Raw genomic sequence first — 14,835 nt, 5'->3', positions numbered from 1 at the left:
GGGGCCGGCCGATGCGGCTATTCTAGCGGTTTGCCGCCGCACTGTCCGCCCTGCGCCGTGGACGCTCGATGAGCGCTCCAAGCCGCGCGCCGCGCGTGGACGGCGCCTACCCTGCACACTCTATCGTCACCGAGGAGGCCCTTGCCATGAAGGATCCACAAATGAAGGATCCCCAGACCCTGGTCGACGAGCGTGGCGAACTGTGGCTCGCCCTGGCGACGCTATGGCGGGAAAGCGAGCCCCGCGAAACCGACTATGCGCGCATGATCGAAGTGATCGAACGCCACGACCTGAGTCTCGAGCAACTGGAGTGGATCTTCCGTCTGGAGCTCGCGCCGGTGCTGGCGCGCCAGCAGATGTCGGTCACCGACAGCTGGCGCGACTTCGACGAGAATCGTCTGTTGCGCCAGCTGGTCGGTCATAACCGACGGCTGCATGGCTGGCGCAAGGGCTTCTGGGCGCTGTTCTCGGGGCTGACGACGATGCTCACCCGGGCACGCTGGAATACCCTGATGACGCGCCTGATGGTCGCCCGCGGCCAGCAGCCGCCGCATTGAGCGGGCATAACGGCGGCTAGGCCGAGAAGGGAATCTGCAGGGCTCTTTCGAGTTCCGGCACGATACGCAGTCGGTCGGTACGCGGCGAGAAGCGGCGAATCACCTGGCCGTCGCGGCCGACCAGGAACTTGGTGAAATTCCACTTGATCGGGGTGCTGCCCAGCATCCCCGGAGCCTGGCGACGCAGCAGCACGAACAACGGATGCGCGTAACGGCCATTGACGCGAACCTTCTCCATGACCGGAAAGGTCACGTCGTATTCACGCTCGCAGAAAGCCCCGAAGGCGCGCGCCGATTCGGGACTCTGGTGGGCGAACTGGTTGCAGGGAAACGCCAGCACGGTGAAGCCCTGATAGCGATAGCGCCGATAGAGCCGTTCGAGCTCGGCGAGCTGTGGCGTGTAGGTACAGCGGCTGGCGACATTGACCACCAGCAGCACCTGGCCACGCAGGGCGCGCAGATTGAACGGCTCGCCGCTTGAGGTCCGGCAATCTTGATTGTAGATCTGCATAACCCATCTATTCGCTTCGCTGAACCACGAAAGATGACACGCCAGCCAGCAACGCGCCAGCACCGGACATGCCGAACCACGCTCCCAGAGGATAGCGGCCGGGATGCAACCTTCCGTGATTGTAGTACGCGAGCGAATCATTCGTGCAAGCGCCGGGCCCGGCGCCGAGCGCTAACGAAGAACCCCGCCATCTGCGGATGGCGGGGTTCTCCAGGCGACAGGGACTCGGTTCAGAATTCGAAGAATACCGTTTCACCGTCGCCCTGCAGGCGGATGTCGAGACGATAGCGGGGTGTGCCGTTGTCGCCCTCTTCACGCCGCGCGATCAGCGTCTGGCGGCGCGCCGGCGATTCGATGGCGCCTAGCACCGGGCATACGGCGTTGGCCTCGCCTTCGTCGTCGAAATACAGCCGCGTCTGCAGGTGCACGTTGATGCCGCGGGCGAATATCGCCAGGTTGATATGCGGCGCCATCGGCTGGCCGTTGGCTCCCGGCACCCGTCCGGGCTTGACGGTGGTGAACGACCATTCGCTGCCGGCTTCGGCGGTGGTGGCGGTGCGTCCGAAGCTGTTGAACGGCTTCGCCAGGTCGTAGTCGGGCTGGAACTCGCCGTGGGCATCGGCCTGCCAGGCCTCGAGGAACGCATCGCGCACCAGGTCGCCGTTGCCGTCGATCACCGTGCCGACCACCTCGATCAGTTCGCCGTCCGCCTCGGGCGTGGCCAGGCGGCTCCAGATCTCCTCGTCGCGCAGCGGTATCCCGGCGACGTCCAGCGCCAGGCCGATGTGCACGTAGGGGCCGGCGGTCTGCGACGGCGTCTCGCGATACAGCACGCAGCCGCCATGAGTCGGTTGCTGGCTCCGGATCGGTTGTTGGTTCATAGCGTCACCCCGGGTTCGAAGTAGGTCTGCAGTTCGCCGCGCGTGACGATGTCGAAGCGGTAGGCGAGATAATCCATCGACCGGCTGCGCGCCATGTCGAGCCGTCCGATGAGGGTCTCGACCGCGTCGGGATCGTTGAGCGTATTGACGATCGGGCACAGCGGAATCAGCGGATCGCCCTCGAAGTACATCTGGGTCACCAGCCGGGTGGAGATCGCCGGGCCCATCACCGACACGTGGATGTGCGCCGGGCGCCAGGAGTTGACGTCATTGGGCCAGGGGTAGGGACCGGGTCGGACGGTGCGGAAGTGATACCAGCCCTGCGCGTCGGTGATGCAGCGCCCCACTCCGCCGAAGTTGGGATCGAGCGGCGCCAGGTAGGCATCCTTCTTGTGCCGGTAGCGCCCACCGGCGTTGGCCTGCCACATCTCGACCAGGGTATCGGGCACCGGCTTGCCGAGCTGGTCGACCACGCGGCCGAACATGACGATCCGCTCGCCGATCGGCAGACCGGCCTGCCCAGCGAGCGCGGGGTCTTCGCGATAGTTAAGCAGCAGATCGTTGTCGTGCGGGCCCAGCCGCAGCGAGGCGAAGTTGGGCCCGGTGAGCTCGGAGCGCGTAGGATGCTGCATGCTCACCGGCGACTGGCGCGGCGAGCGGGCCACGGTGGTCTTGTAGCCAGGCGCGTAGGCCGGCGGATGCCAATTGCGCTCGCGCGGGATGAAGCGCCTGTTGTCTGGTTTTTTCATGACGGTCCTCGATGGCTGGCGTCTTGATGAGGCTCGGCCCGAAGGGCGACGGCCAACCAGTTTCAGTTCCCCGCGCGCGGTGGGGAATTGAAATCTTGCCCACCAGGCATAACCCTCAGGTTATGCCTGGTGGGCAAGCACAAGAGCGCAGCAACGAAACCACATCCGCGACAACCACCGACCGGCTCATACAGAACCTGGAAGGCCTGAGCCCTTTGCAATAAAGAGACTCAGGCCCGCGTCGCTACTTACCTCCGCCGCACCATCGGCGTCATTCGAATCAGGCCGCGCCCAGTAGGCCATGCGGATCCAGCACGAACTTGCTGGCTACCCCGGAGTCGAACTGCTGATAGCCTTGCGGCGCGTCTTCCAGCGAGATGACCTGGGCATTGACGATCTCGGCGATATTGAGACGGCCGTGCAGAATCGCCTGCATCAGTTGGCGATTGTACTGCACCACCGGGGTCTGCCCGGTATGGAAGGAATGCGCCTTGGCCCAGCCCAGGCCGAAGCGCAAGCTGAGGTTGCCGCTCTGGGCCGCCTGCTCGGCAGCACCGGGGTCCTCGGTGACATACAGCCCGGGGATCCCGATCGACCCCGCCTCGCGGGTGACTTCCATCATTTGGTTGAGCACTACCGCCGGCTGTTCCTTGCCGCCGTGCCCCACGGCCTCGAACCCCACAGCGTCGATGGCGCTATCGACCTGCGGCTCGCCGACGACCGCAGCGATCATCTCGCCCAGGCGGTCATGCCGGCTCAGGTCGATGGGTTCGAAGCCCATCTTGCGGGCATGCTCCAGGCGTTGCTGGTTGAAATCCCCGATCATCACGACCGCCGCTCCCAGCAAGCGTGCCGACGCCGCAGCGGCAAGCCCGACCGGACCGGCACCGGCCACATAAACCGTCGAGCCGGCGCCGACCTTGGCGTTCAATGCGCCATGGAAACCGGTCGGCAGGATATCGCTCAACATCGTCAGGTCGCGGATCTTGTCCATCGCCTGGTCGCGGTCCGGGAACTTGAGCAGGTTGAAGTCGGCATACGGCACCATGACATAGTGCGCCTGACCGCCGACCCAGCCACCCATGTCGACATAGCCATAGGCCCCACCCGCACGCTCGTCGTTGACGTGCAGACATACCCCGGTGTGCCCCTCCTTGCAGGTGCGGCAGCGCCCGCAAGCGACGTTGAACGGCACCGAGACCAGGTCACCGATATCCAGGAATTCGACATCCTTGCCCTTTTCGATGACTTCGCCGGTGATCTCATGGCCCAGCACCATCCCCGCAGGAGCGGTCGTGCGGCCACGGACCATATGCTGATCGGAGCCACAGATATTGGTGGAAACGACCTTGAGAATCACCCCATGCTCAATGGCCTTGCCATTGGGGGTCTGCATCTTCGGGTAGGCAATATCCTGCACTTCTACCGTGCCGGATCCCACATAGACGACACCACGGTTGTTAGCCATCTTCCACCTCTCGCTGCAAATGAGCCGAAACCTCGGCCGGTGTCGGCATGTCTGATCTGCACCTCCGATAACGCTTGAACTGTGCCTGGGCCTAACCCGTCTGGCCTGTTCCACTCGTTTACGGATCGCGCTTGCAGGATAGGTTACGCATTTGCTCGATCAAGCGTTCCGTCGCCGGTGACAACGCACGGGTCGCATTGATACACAGCCCCACCGAGCCACCGTGTGCCTCGATGTCGACGGGTAGGCGGACCAGGCTGCCTTCGGCCAGCTCGCTGCGCACGGCATCCAGCGGAGCGACCCACAGCGCCTCGCTGCGCTGCACGTAACGGCGACTCAGGCCCAGGGATAGGGTCTCCAGCGCGATGGGCGGCGGCGGACAGCCCTGCTCGACCCAGAAGCGCTCGACCTGTTCCCGGAGCGTGGTCGGCGCCGGCGGCACCACCCAGGGATGCTCGCCCAGCATTTCGGCACTCAGCCGCGTGCGCGGCAGATTGACCAGCGAGTGCCCGCTGCGGACCACTAGCACCAGCGGCTCGTGGTAGAGATGCTCGAAGCTGAAGCCACGACTTTCACGCGCCTCGCTCATGCGCCCCACGACCAGATCCAGCTCGCCCAGTCCGAGTTGCGAGAGCAGATAGGCGCTGGGTCCGGTATGCACCTGCAGGCGGATCTCGGGAAACAGCGCATGCAGTGCCTGGGCCGCTCGCGGCAGCAAGCCCTCCTCCACCGTCGATAGCGCGCCGACCCGAACCGCCGCCTCGCCGCTCGCCGGCTGACGCACGGCGGCCAATCCCTCCTGCAGCAGGTTGATCGCCGGCCCGGCGTGACGCAGCAGCGCCATACCCGAGGGCGTGAGCGTCACGCCACGCGGCCCGCGCTCGAACAGCGCAGCGGCAACCGCGTCTTCCAGCTCGCGGATGGTCTTGGACATGGCCGGCTGGGTGATGGCCAGGGTATCGGCCGCCCGCGCGAAACTGCGCTGGCGGGCGACTTCCAGAAAGGCCTGCAGGTGGCGCAGCTTTATTCGCGGGTTGAGCATGACGCGCAAGGGTCCCTTGGCTATACGAAGCCTCGAATGTAACCCAGCGGCACAACCGGGTCAGCCTTCGAGGCCCGGGACGACGCGTTCGGGCCGGCCCCGAGCGGTTCAGATGGGATACTGGCGAGGACCGAGCTGCATGGTCATCCAGCGCAGCTCGGTGAACGCCTCGATACCGGCCTTGCCGCCGAAACGCCCGTAACCGCTCGACTTGACCCCGCCGAACGGCATCTGCGGCTCATCGTGCACGGTCGGCGCGTTGACGTGACAGATGCCCGACTCGATGCGTTGGGCGACGCGCATGGCACGCGCCGTGTCGCGGCTGAACACCGCCGCCGACAGGCCGTACTCGCTGTCGTTGGCCACCCGGAGCGCCTCCTCCTCGCCGTCGACGCGGATCATCGCCACCAGCGGACCGAACGACTCCTCGCGGTACAGACGCATCTGCGGGGTCACGCCATCGAGCAGCGTCGGCTGCATGATCACGCCCTCGGCCTTGCCGCCCGCGGCCAGCCGCGCGCCTTTCTCGACGGCATCGTCGATCAGGCCGTTGAGCTTGTCACCCGACTCGCGATTGATCAGCGTGCCCAGCGCATTGGCCGCGTCGCGAGGATCGCCGGCCTTCAGGCTGGCGGCCTTCCTGGCCAGCTTGTCGGCGAAGTCGTCGGCGATCGAGGCATCGACCACCAGCCTTTCGGTGGACATGCAGATCTGGCCCTGGTTGAAGAACGCACCGAAGGCGGCCGCCTCCACCGCGGCATCCAGGTCGGCATCGTCGAGCACCACGAACGGCGCCTTGCCGCCCAGCTCGAGCAGCGCCGGCTTGAGCTGGCGGGCCGCCTGCTCGGCGATGAGCCGGCCGACGCCGGTCGAGCCGGTGAAATTGATGCGCGCCACCGCGGGGTGCTCGATCAGCGCCGAGACCACCTCGGCGGCCTGCTCGGGGGCGTTGCTGATCACGTTGACCACGCCCTCGCCGAATCCCGCCTCGATCAGGATCTCGCCGATCAACTGGTGGGTCGCCGGACACTGCTCCGAGGCCTTGAGGATCACCGTGTTGCCACAGGCCAGCGGCGTGGCCACCGCGCGCGTGCCGAGAATGATCGGCGCGTTCCACGGCGCGATGCCCAGCACCGCGCCGCACGGCACGCGCACGCCCATCGCCAGGCTGCCGGGTACGTCGGAGGGAATCACCTCGCCGCCCACCTGGGTAGTCAGGCCCGCCGCCTCGCGCAGCATGCCGGCGGCCACCATCACGTTGAAGCCGGCCCAGGCCGGCGTGGCGCCGGTCTCGCCGACCATGCGTTCGATGAACGCGTCCTGGCGCGCCTCCATCAGCTCGGCGGCCTTGAGCAACTTGGCGCGGCGCTCGCCGGGGCCGGTCTGCGACCAGGCCTTGAAGGCCTCCCCGGCGGCATTCGCCGCGGCCCGGGCGTCCTCGACCGAGGCCGCCGCCGCCCGGGTGACGGTCTCGCCGCTCAGCGGATTGGCGCGTTCGAAGGTCCTGTCGTCCTGGGCGGCATGACGTTCGCCGCCGATCAGCAGTTCCAAGGTATTCATGGTGTGTTCCTCAAACCTTTGTCCGGGTGTCGTTAGCATCCTGACGCAATGCTCAGGCCTCGCACCGCTCGCGCAGGGCCAAGGCTTTTTCGTAGACCGCCTCGGCATTGTCGAGACCGCGCCCCTCAAGACTCTGCAGATAGTTCTCGGTCCCCTGCTTGAGCGGTGCGGCCCAGGCGGGGTCGTTGAGCGGATCCTCCACCACATGGATGGTGTCGCCCTGGGCCACGGCTTCCTCGCGCCCGGCCTTGTCGAGCTTATCGAATACCTGACCCGCCTTGAGCGACCACGGCATGCCGCTGTTGTCGTCGATCACCGCCTGCATTTCCGGCGAGAGGCGGTCATAGGCGTCCTGGCTCATCGTCGCCATGATGGCCCCGGCGTAGTACGGCACCTGCAGGTGATAGTGGGTCAATTCATTGATGCGAAACACCTTCATCGCCTCCCAGGGAAAGCTCAGGCCATCCATCACCCCGCGCTGCAGGGAGGTATAGATGTCCGGCGCCGGCATGCCCAGGGGCTGGGCGCCCATGCTGGCGAGCATTTCACCGGCGACTTCGCTGGGGCGACGGATGCGCAGGCCCTGAAGGTCGGCGGGCGTCTTGATCTCGGTATCGCGGGTGTGCAGATAGGCCGGTCCGGTGGTGAACAAAAACAGTACGTGGCTGTCTTCGTACTCGCCGGCGATATCGCCCTGATCGTAGAGGGTCTGCAGGATACAGGCGCCCTGCGAGGCGCTGTTGACGACGCCGGGCAGTTGGACGATCTCGGTGAGCGGGAAGCGCCCGGCGGTATAGCCCTGCAGGGTGACGGCGATGTCGGCGATGCCGTTGACCGCCGCGTCGTAGGCCTGGTCGGCCTTGGCCAGGGTCTGCGAGGGGTAGATTTCGACATTCAGCTGGCCGCTGGATTGCCGTTCGACCTGCCGTGCCCAGGCTTGGTAGATATCCTGGTTGACCGCCGAGCCGGCCGGCCAGAAATGCGCCAGGCGCAGGGTGGTTTCCGCCCCGGCCGAGGCGCACAGCCCCAGCGTGGAGGCGACGAGCAGCAGGCGTGAGATGGCGTGTTTCATGCGTTGTCCTCTCTTGTCATTGTTGGCGTCCCGCGATCCTGACCGACGCTCCGGGCGCCAGGCCGTCAGGGTTCGATAGTGGTGGTCGGCACCTCGATCAGCATCGGTTTCGAGGCGTCCAGCGCCCGGCGCAGGGCGTCTTGGAAGGCCTCGCGGGTATCGGTGCACACCGCCTCGACACCGTAGCCGCGGGCCAGGGCGCAGAAATCCAGCCCCGGCACGTCGAGGCCCGGCGCATCCTCGGCATCCAGCATGCGCGAGAACCAGCGCAGCGCGCCGTAGGTGTCGTTTTTGAGGATGATGAACACCACCGGCACGTCGTACTGGGCCGCGCTCCACAGGGCGCCGATGGCGTAATTGGCCGATCCGTCGCCGATCACCGCGATGACCCGACGCTCGGGCCGCGCGAGTTGGGCCCCCACCGCCGCCGGCAGGCCGAAGCCCAGCCCGCCGGCCGCCGGGAAGAAGTAGCTGTCGGGATGGCGCATCTCCACGCGCTGCCAGAAGGCGGTGACCGTCGAGGTCGACTCCTTGACGAAGATCGCATCCGCCGGGGCCAGTTCGTCCAGCGCGTCGAACACGCTCTCGGGGGCCAGGCGGCCGGGCTCGTCCGACACCGGCCGCGGCAGCGGCAACGGTTCGGGCATGGTCCGCTCGCTCTGCGTGAGGGCCGGCAGCAGCTTTTCCAGCGTGGCGAGCAACCCACCGACCAGGGCATCGCCCATCGGCGCCCGCGCGGCTTCCTGTGCGTCGCTGGTCAAATGGATCAGCTCGGCCCCCTCGGGCAGGTAGCGGCCCGGTGCGTACTGGTGATAGCGGAACACCGGCGCACCGACGACCAGGATCAGGTCGTGGCCTTCCAGCTTGTCGGAAATTCCCGAGATGGCCGCCGGCAGCACGCCACGGAAGCAGGCATGACGGGTCGGGAACGGGCAGCGCGAGGCGGACGGCGCCACCCAGGCCGGCATGCGCAGGCGCTCGGCCAGTTTCACGGCCAAGCCGTTGGCATGTTCCGCGTCGACCTCGGGGCCCAGCACCACGACCGGGTTGCGCGCCCGATTGAGGCGCTCGGCCAGACCGGCCAGTTGGGTCTCCGAAGGCGTGCCGGCATGCTCCACGTCGCGCCGGGTGACCAGCGCGGCATCCTCGGCGACCTCGCGTGCCCAGTCGTCATGCGGAACCGACACGTAGACCGGCCCCTTGGCAGGCAGGTTGGCCATGTGGATCGCCTGGCTGAGCGCACGCGGCACGTCCTCGGGACAAGCCGGCTCGTAGCTCCACTTGACCAATGGTCGCGGCAGCGAGGGCGCATCGACATTGGCCAGCATCGACTCGACCCCGACCATCGAGCGCGCCTGCTGGCCGGCGGTGAGCACCAGTGGCGAGTGCGAGTACCAGGCGTTGGTCAGCGCGCCCATGGCGTTGCCGGTGCCCGCCGCGGCATGCAGGTTGACCAGTACCGGCCGGCCGCTGGCCAGGGCGTAGCCGTCGGCCATGCCGACCACCACGCCTTCATGCAGGCCGAGGATGTAGCGAAAGTCCTCGGGAAAATCCTTGAGGAACGGCAGCTCGTTGGAACCAGGATTGCCGAAGACGACGCTCAGGCCCTGGCGGCGCAGGAGCTGATAGGTGACGGAATGCACGGTGGGCATGACAGGCTCCGAAATCATTGTGATTTCAAGCTACTCACCCTGCTAGAATCGATCAAATCAATAGATTTTCTACCGTAAATAGATAGTATTTATTCTATGGCGACCGTCGATCTCAACCTGGTGAGGGTCTTCGTCACGCTCTACGCTGCGCGCAGCGTGACGCTGGCCGCGGAGCGTCTGCACGTCACCCAGCCCTCGGTGAGCTACGCCCTGGCGCGTCTGCGCGAGCTGTTCGGCGATCGGCTGTTCGTGCGCTCCCGCGACGGCATGGAGCCCACCTTCACCGCCATCCAGCTCTATCCCGCGCTGCGCGATTCACTCGCCCAGATCGACAGCGTGCTGGAGGGCAACCGGGAGTTCGAGCCCCGCCATTCCCGCAGGCGCTTTCGCCTGGCCCTGACCGATCTCGGCGAAATGGCGCTGCTACCGCGCATCCTCGCCCACCTGCATGCCCAGGCGCCCGAGATCGAGCTCGAAGTCGTCCCTCTGGAGATCGACAAGGCCGAGGACTGGCTGGCCACCGGCAAGGTCAACGCGGTCATCTGCAGCCGACCGATCGCCGCGGCGAGCATCGAGCGTCGGGTTGTGCTCAGTGACGAACGCTACGTGTGCCTGCTCAACCGCGACCACAGCACGATCGGCGATTCCCTGAGCCTGGAGCAGTTCATCCAGGCCCGCCACGCCGTGGTCGCCGCCTCGACCGGGCACGGCCTGGCCGAGGACGTGCTGCGCGAACAGGGGCTGCAGCGCAAGGTCAGCCTGAAGGTATCGCACTTCTCGAGCCTGCCGCGCATTCTCCAGAAGAGCGATCTGCTGGCCATCCTGCCCGAGCAGATCGCCAGTACCTTCGCCCGCGAGGCCCCGCTCAAGGTCCTCGATCTGCCGTTCGAGGTGCCGCCCTTCGAAGTCGCGCTGCACTGGCAGGCCCACACCGCCCGCTCCCCGGCCCAGCACTGGTTCTGCGAGAGCATTGTCGCGGCCATTGCCGGCACATAGCCGGCAAGGAGAGACGCCGACGGCAGGCCGTCGGCGTCTCTCCTTGCCGGCGCTTATCGGGCGTCGTTCAGGACGCTACCCCGTGACCAGGTACAGGCTGAGCACCGGGAACAGGATCAGCAGCGTCAGACGCACGAAGTCCGAGACGATGAACGGTGTCACCCCCTTGAAGATCTCGCCCAGCCCGACATGCGGGGCCATCGCCTTGATCACGAACACGTTCATGCCCACCGGCGGGGTGATCAGGCCGAGCTCCACGGTGAGGACCGTGATCACCCCGAACCACACCGGGTCGATGCCCACCGCCTGGATGATCGGATAGACCACCGGCACGGTGATCACCAGCATGGCGATGGCGTCCATGAACATGCCGAGCACGAAGTACATCGCCAGGATGCACAGCAGCACGACGATCGGCGCCAGGTGCAGGCTGAACAGGTAATCCGAGATCGAGAACGAGATCCGCGACACCGAGATGAAGTAGCCCAGCGTCTCGGCGCCCACCAGCATGAAGAACACCACCGTCGACAGCGCCAGGGTCTCCTGGATCGCCTGCCACAGCCCGGCGCCGCGCATACCCTTGGCCAGCGCGTAGACCAGGGTGGCGAAGGCGCCCACGCTGGCGCCCTCGGTGGGGGTGAACAAGCCGAAGTAGATGCCCAGGATGATCAGCAAAAACACCGCGAAGAACGGCACCAGCCCGGCCAGCGAGGCGAGCTTCTCGGCCCAGCCGGTCGGCTGGCCGGGTACCGCCAGCGACGGCTTGAGGCGCATCATCACGGTCACCGTCAGCGAGTAGAACAGCAGGCCCATCAGCCCGGGGATCAGCCCGGCCATGAACATGTCGCCCACCGACTGCTCGGTGAGGATGGCGTAGATCAGCAGCGCGATACTCGGCGGAATCATGATGCCCAGCGTGCCGCCGGCGGCCAGCGCGCCGGTGGCCAGCCCGCGGTTGTAGCCGTAGCGCTCCATCTCGGGCAGCGCGACCCGGGTCATGGTGCTGGCGGTGGCCAGCGACGAGCCGGAGATCGCCGAGAAGATCCCGCACGAGCCCACCGCGGCGATCGCCAGGCCGCCCTTCCAGCCGCCGCAGATGACGCGGGTGGACTCGAACAGCTTGCCGGCCATGCCCGAGTGCGCGGCGAGCACGCCCATCAGGATGAACATCGGCACGGCGCTGAAGCTGTAGTTGGTCAGCACCTCGACCGGCACCGACTTGACCATCGAGATCGCCGCGTCCCAGCCGATCACCTGCGAGAAGCCGCCCACGCCGATGATCAGCATGGTCAGCGCCACCGGCACGCGCAGGATCATCAGCACCAGCAGCAGGCCCAGGCCCAGCGCGCCGATCGTTTCACTTGCCATCTCAGATCTCCTCGATCGATGCCACGCGGTAGTTGAACAGCAGGCCCAACAGGGCGAAGACCAGGCTGCGCACGCCGAGCAGCAGGCTCAAGCCGGCCGCCGTCGCGTAGATCGGTCCCATCGGCAGGCGCAGGTCCTGGGTGACCTCGCCGTGTTTCCCGGCGCTGACCGCCGCGTCCCACAGGCCGAGGGCCACCACCAGCCCCAGCGCGGTGAAGCCGAGCAGGTAGAAGCCGTTGAGGCGGGTCTTGAGGGTATTGTCGAGGCGATGACTGAACGCCTCGACCACCACCTGCCCCTTCTCGACGTTGGCGGCCATCGCCGCCAGCAGGGCGAACAGCATCAGGTAGCTGACAAGTTCGACGCTGCCCACCACGCTCCAGTTAAGCGCCCCGTCGCTGAGGCGATAGCCGTAGCGCAGCAGCACGTCGACGACGGTGACCGCCAGCATCCCCGCCAGGGCAATGCCGGCAATCAGCCGGCACAGGGCCTCCAGCCAACGACTGAAGCGAATGAGCCCTTGCTGCATGGTTGTCTCCTCGGGTCAGGATCCTGCGTTCAGGAAGATTGCGCGACGCAGGCCTGCTTGGCGTCGAGCGCGGCCTGGTAGACGTCACGCGCCTGGTCGAGACCGCGCGATTCGAGGTCGCTCAGGTAGCCCTCGATGCCATCCTTGAGCGGCTTCTGCCAGTCGGGGTTCTCCAAGGGGTTGTCGATCACGTTGATGGTCTCGCCCTTCTCCACGGCGTTCTTGCGGCCCGCTTCGTCCTCGGCAGCGAAGACCTGACCGGCGTTCTCGGCCCACTTCATGCCGGAGTTCTCGTCGATCGCCTGCTTCTGCTCGGGAGTGAGGCGCTCGTAGGCGGACTGGTTCATGGTGGCGACGAAGATCAGCGTGTAGAACGGTACCTGGGTGTGGTAGTTGAGCTGATCGCCCAGTTGGAAGCTCTTGATGCCCTCCCAGGGAATGCTCAGTCCGTCGATCACCCCACGCTGCAGCGAGGTGTAGATGTCCGGAGCGGGCATGCCCACCGGCTGCGCCCCCATGTTCTCGAGGATGTCGCCGGCCACCGCGGTGGGACGCCGCATGCGCAGTCCCTCGAGATCGCTAGGCTTCTCGACGTTGGTGTCCTTGGTATGCAGGTAGCCCGGCCCGGTGGTGAACATAAACAATACGTGCGAGTCGTCGTATTCCTGATCGATCAGGCCGTCGTCATAAAGTGTCTGCAGTACGCAGGCCCCCTGCGGCGCCGAGTCGGAAACCCCGGGCAGCTCGACGACCTGGCTCAGCGGGAAGCGCCCGGCCGTATAGCCCTGGGCGGTGACACCGATGTCGGCGATGCCGTTGACGGTAGCGCTGTAGGTCTCGTCGGCCTGGCTCAGGGTCTGCGAAGGAAAGAGCTGAACACGCAGCTCACCGCTGGAGTCCTCCTCGACCGCCTTGGCCCACTGCGCGAAAACCTGCTTGTTGATGGTGGAGACTTCCGGCCAGAAGTGCGAGAAGCGCAAGGTTGTCGCGGACTGGGCGGAGGTAGCGGCGACGGCCAGCCCGGTAACGGACAGGGCCAGCATGGCGCGGGTGAAGGTACGGTTCATGGGGAATCCCTTGTTATTTGGCGATGAAACCCATCGACTTTCATCTTTGCGGTTAAACCATGGTTCGTCTATTAGACGAACGTTAGTTCGATTGACGAACTTCTGCCGAGACGCACCTTCAGGGCGCCTTGCCCCAGCCCAGTTGCTTGGCCAGCGAAAACGCATGGTTGGCGGCCGGCACGCCACCATAGATGGCGACATGCATGAGCACCTGGCGCAACTCGGCTTCACTGAGGCCGATACGCCGGGCCGTCTTGAGATGCAGTTGTAGCTCCTCGCGACCCAGCGCGGCGAGAATACCGGTGGTGATCATGCTGCGCTCGCGGCGGGTCAGGTCGTCGTTGCTCCACAGCTCGCCCCAGGCCAGGCGCGTGATCATCTGCTGGAAGGGCGCGTCCAGACTGGTCGCCTTGCCCGAGGCGCGGGCCACGTGCTCCTCGCCGAGCACCTGCTTGCGGGTTTCCAGGCCCGTCGCGTAGTCGACGCCGCGCTCGCCGACATCGTCCAGCGCCACGGCCCAGGTCGCCAGCAGCACGGCCGCCAGCCGTTCGGGCGCCTCCACCGACGGCACATGGCCGACGGCGTCGAAGATCTCCAGGGGCGCGCCGTCGCACTCCGCGGCCAGCGCCTCGAGCGTCGCCGGCGGCGTGGCCAGATCCTCGCTGCCGCCGAGCAACTGGATCCTGACCGTCTTGTCGTGCAGCCGGCCGGTGAAGGTGTCGCACCCCAGCATCTCGCACAGCCGGGCGTAGGACTCATCGTCGCCACGCCCCATCTGCACGCACCAGCCGGCCTTGAGTGCCGGATCGGCCGCGACCCGTGCCGGCGCGAACCAGCGTGGCACGATCTCCCCGGCCATCGCCGCCAGGCCCTCGTCACGCACGCGTCGCGCGCGGGTGTTCCACAGCTCGGCGTTGCCGATCACCGCCCCGGTATTGGTCAGGGTCGCCGACGCCAACCGCTCGGCGTGGGCGGCGATCAGTTGCTGGCCGATCACCCCGCCGATCGAGGTGCCGACGAAGTGGAAGCGACCCGCGCCAGCGTGATCCGCCAGGGCCAGCGCCTCGAGCGCCAGGTCGGCCGGCGTGATGTCGCCGCCCCGCTCGGGCCAGGCCTCGCTGGCCCCGTGCCCCGGCAGGTCCCAGGTCAGCACGCGATAGCGCGGCAACAACCGGGCCAACAGGTCGTCCCACACCGCCTGGGTCATGCCCAGCGGATGCGCCAGCATCACCAGCGGGTTGGCCTGGCTGCCCAGCAGGCGATAGGCGACGCTGCGGCCATTGATGTCGAGAAATGCCATTCAAACTCTCCTACGGCAAAGCGCCGACGCGAGGCCTGGCGCCTTGTTCGACATAGATCGAAGAACGCGGCTTCGCCGCTTTA

Annotated in this window: 14 protein-coding genes; 2 read left to right on the top strand and 12 right to left on the bottom strand. The window is 66.5% G+C overall.

Features of this window, described 5'->3' with window-relative positions:
• The first annotated feature begins 146 nt into the window (after window positions 1–146).
• Window positions 147–557 (top strand): hypothetical protein, encoded by a 411-nt coding sequence (locus R6258_RS11940; protein ID WP_318450534.1) that lies wholly within the window; start codon window positions 147–149, stop codon window positions 555–557.
• 16 nt (window positions 558–573) lie between these two features.
• Here R6258_RS11940 and R6258_RS11935 read toward each other — a convergent pair whose 3' ends face one another.
• The 8 genes from R6258_RS11935 to mdlC all read right to left on the bottom strand — a co-directional run bounded on the left by R6258_RS11935 (window position 574) and on the right by mdlC (window position 9,492).
• Complete coding sequence (locus R6258_RS11935; RefSeq protein ID WP_318450532.1) at window positions 574–1,068, bottom strand: glutathione peroxidase; 495 nt, start codon at window positions 1,066–1,068, stop codon at window positions 574–576.
• A gap of 230 nt (window positions 1,069–1,298) precedes the next feature.
• Entirely contained in the window at window positions 1,299–1,949 is a 651-nt protein-coding gene (gene pcaG / locus R6258_RS11930; protein ID WP_318450530.1) for a protocatechuate 3,4-dioxygenase subunit alpha, read from the bottom strand.
• A complete protein-coding gene (gene pcaH / locus R6258_RS11925; RefSeq protein ID WP_318450528.1) occupies window positions 1,946–2,698 on the bottom strand; it encodes a protocatechuate 3,4-dioxygenase subunit beta in 753 nt (250 codons plus the stop codon). Before pcaH ends, pcaG begins: the two co-directional genes overlap by 4 nt.
• 280 nt (window positions 2,699–2,978) lie before the next feature.
• Window positions 2,979–4,166 carry a formaldehyde dehydrogenase, glutathione-independent gene (gene fdhA / locus R6258_RS11920; protein ID WP_318450526.1) on the bottom strand — a complete coding sequence of 396 codons (1,188 nt, stop codon included), beginning with the start codon at window positions 4,164–4,166 and terminating at the stop codon, window positions 2,979–2,981.
• A 118-nt stretch (window positions 4,167–4,284) separates the two neighbouring features.
• The gene (gene pcaQ, locus R6258_RS11915; protein WP_318450525.1) at window positions 4,285–5,208 is read right to left on the bottom strand and encodes a pca operon transcription factor PcaQ; all 924 of its coding nucleotides are present in this window, start codon (window positions 5,206–5,208) and stop codon (window positions 4,285–4,287) included.
• Between the two features lie 108 nt (window positions 5,209–5,316).
• Window positions 5,317–6,768 carry an aldehyde dehydrogenase gene (locus R6258_RS11910; RefSeq protein ID WP_318450523.1) on the bottom strand — a complete coding sequence of 484 codons (1,452 nt, stop codon included), beginning with the start codon at window positions 6,766–6,768 and terminating at the stop codon, window positions 5,317–5,319.
• A gap of 52 nt (window positions 6,769–6,820) precedes the next feature.
• Complete coding sequence (locus R6258_RS11905; RefSeq protein ID WP_318450521.1) at window positions 6,821–7,840, bottom strand: TRAP transporter substrate-binding protein; 1,020 nt, start codon at window positions 7,838–7,840, stop codon at window positions 6,821–6,823.
• A gap of 65 nt (window positions 7,841–7,905) precedes the next feature.
• A complete protein-coding gene (mdlC, locus tag R6258_RS11900) occupies window positions 7,906–9,492 on the bottom strand; it encodes a benzoylformate decarboxylase (RefSeq protein WP_318450519.1) in 1,587 nt (528 codons plus the stop codon).
• Window positions 9,493–9,588: 96 nt separating this feature from the next.
• Between mdlC and R6258_RS11895 the strand changes: the two genes are divergently transcribed.
• The gene (locus tag R6258_RS11895) at window positions 9,589–10,488 is read left to right on the top strand and encodes a LysR family transcriptional regulator (RefSeq protein WP_318450517.1); all 900 of its coding nucleotides are present in this window, start codon (window positions 9,589–9,591) and stop codon (window positions 10,486–10,488) included.
• 75 nt (window positions 10,489–10,563) lie between these two features.
• On the opposite strand, the gene R6258_RS11890 is transcribed toward R6258_RS11895, so the two are convergent.
• From R6258_RS11890 to R6258_RS11875, 4 genes are all read right to left on the bottom strand, one after another.
• Window positions 10,564–11,856 (bottom strand): TRAP transporter large permease, encoded by a 1,293-nt coding sequence (locus tag R6258_RS11890; RefSeq protein WP_318450515.1) that lies wholly within the window; start codon window positions 11,854–11,856, stop codon window positions 10,564–10,566.
• A gap of 1 nt (window position 11,857) precedes the next feature.
• Window positions 11,858–12,385 (bottom strand): TRAP transporter small permease, encoded by a 528-nt coding sequence (locus R6258_RS11885; RefSeq protein WP_318450512.1) that lies wholly within the window; start codon window positions 12,383–12,385, stop codon window positions 11,858–11,860.
• Window positions 12,386–12,414: 29 nt separating this feature from the next.
• Complete coding sequence (locus tag R6258_RS11880) at window positions 12,415–13,452, bottom strand: TRAP transporter substrate-binding protein (RefSeq protein WP_318450510.1); 1,038 nt, start codon at window positions 13,450–13,452, stop codon at window positions 12,415–12,417.
• Window positions 13,453–13,570: 118 nt separating this feature from the next.
• Window positions 13,571–14,752, bottom strand: coding sequence for an alpha/beta fold hydrolase (locus R6258_RS11875; RefSeq protein ID WP_318450508.1), 1,182 nt, complete (start codon window positions 14,750–14,752; stop codon window positions 13,571–13,573).
• Between the last annotated feature and the right edge of the window lie 83 nt (window positions 14,753–14,835).

The organism is Halomonas sp. HP20-15 (assembly GCF_033446685.1).
Classification (GTDB): domain Bacteria; phylum Pseudomonadota; class Gammaproteobacteria; order Pseudomonadales; family Halomonadaceae; genus Modicisalibacter.
This window is presented reverse-complemented; position numbering and strand designations above follow the sequence as displayed.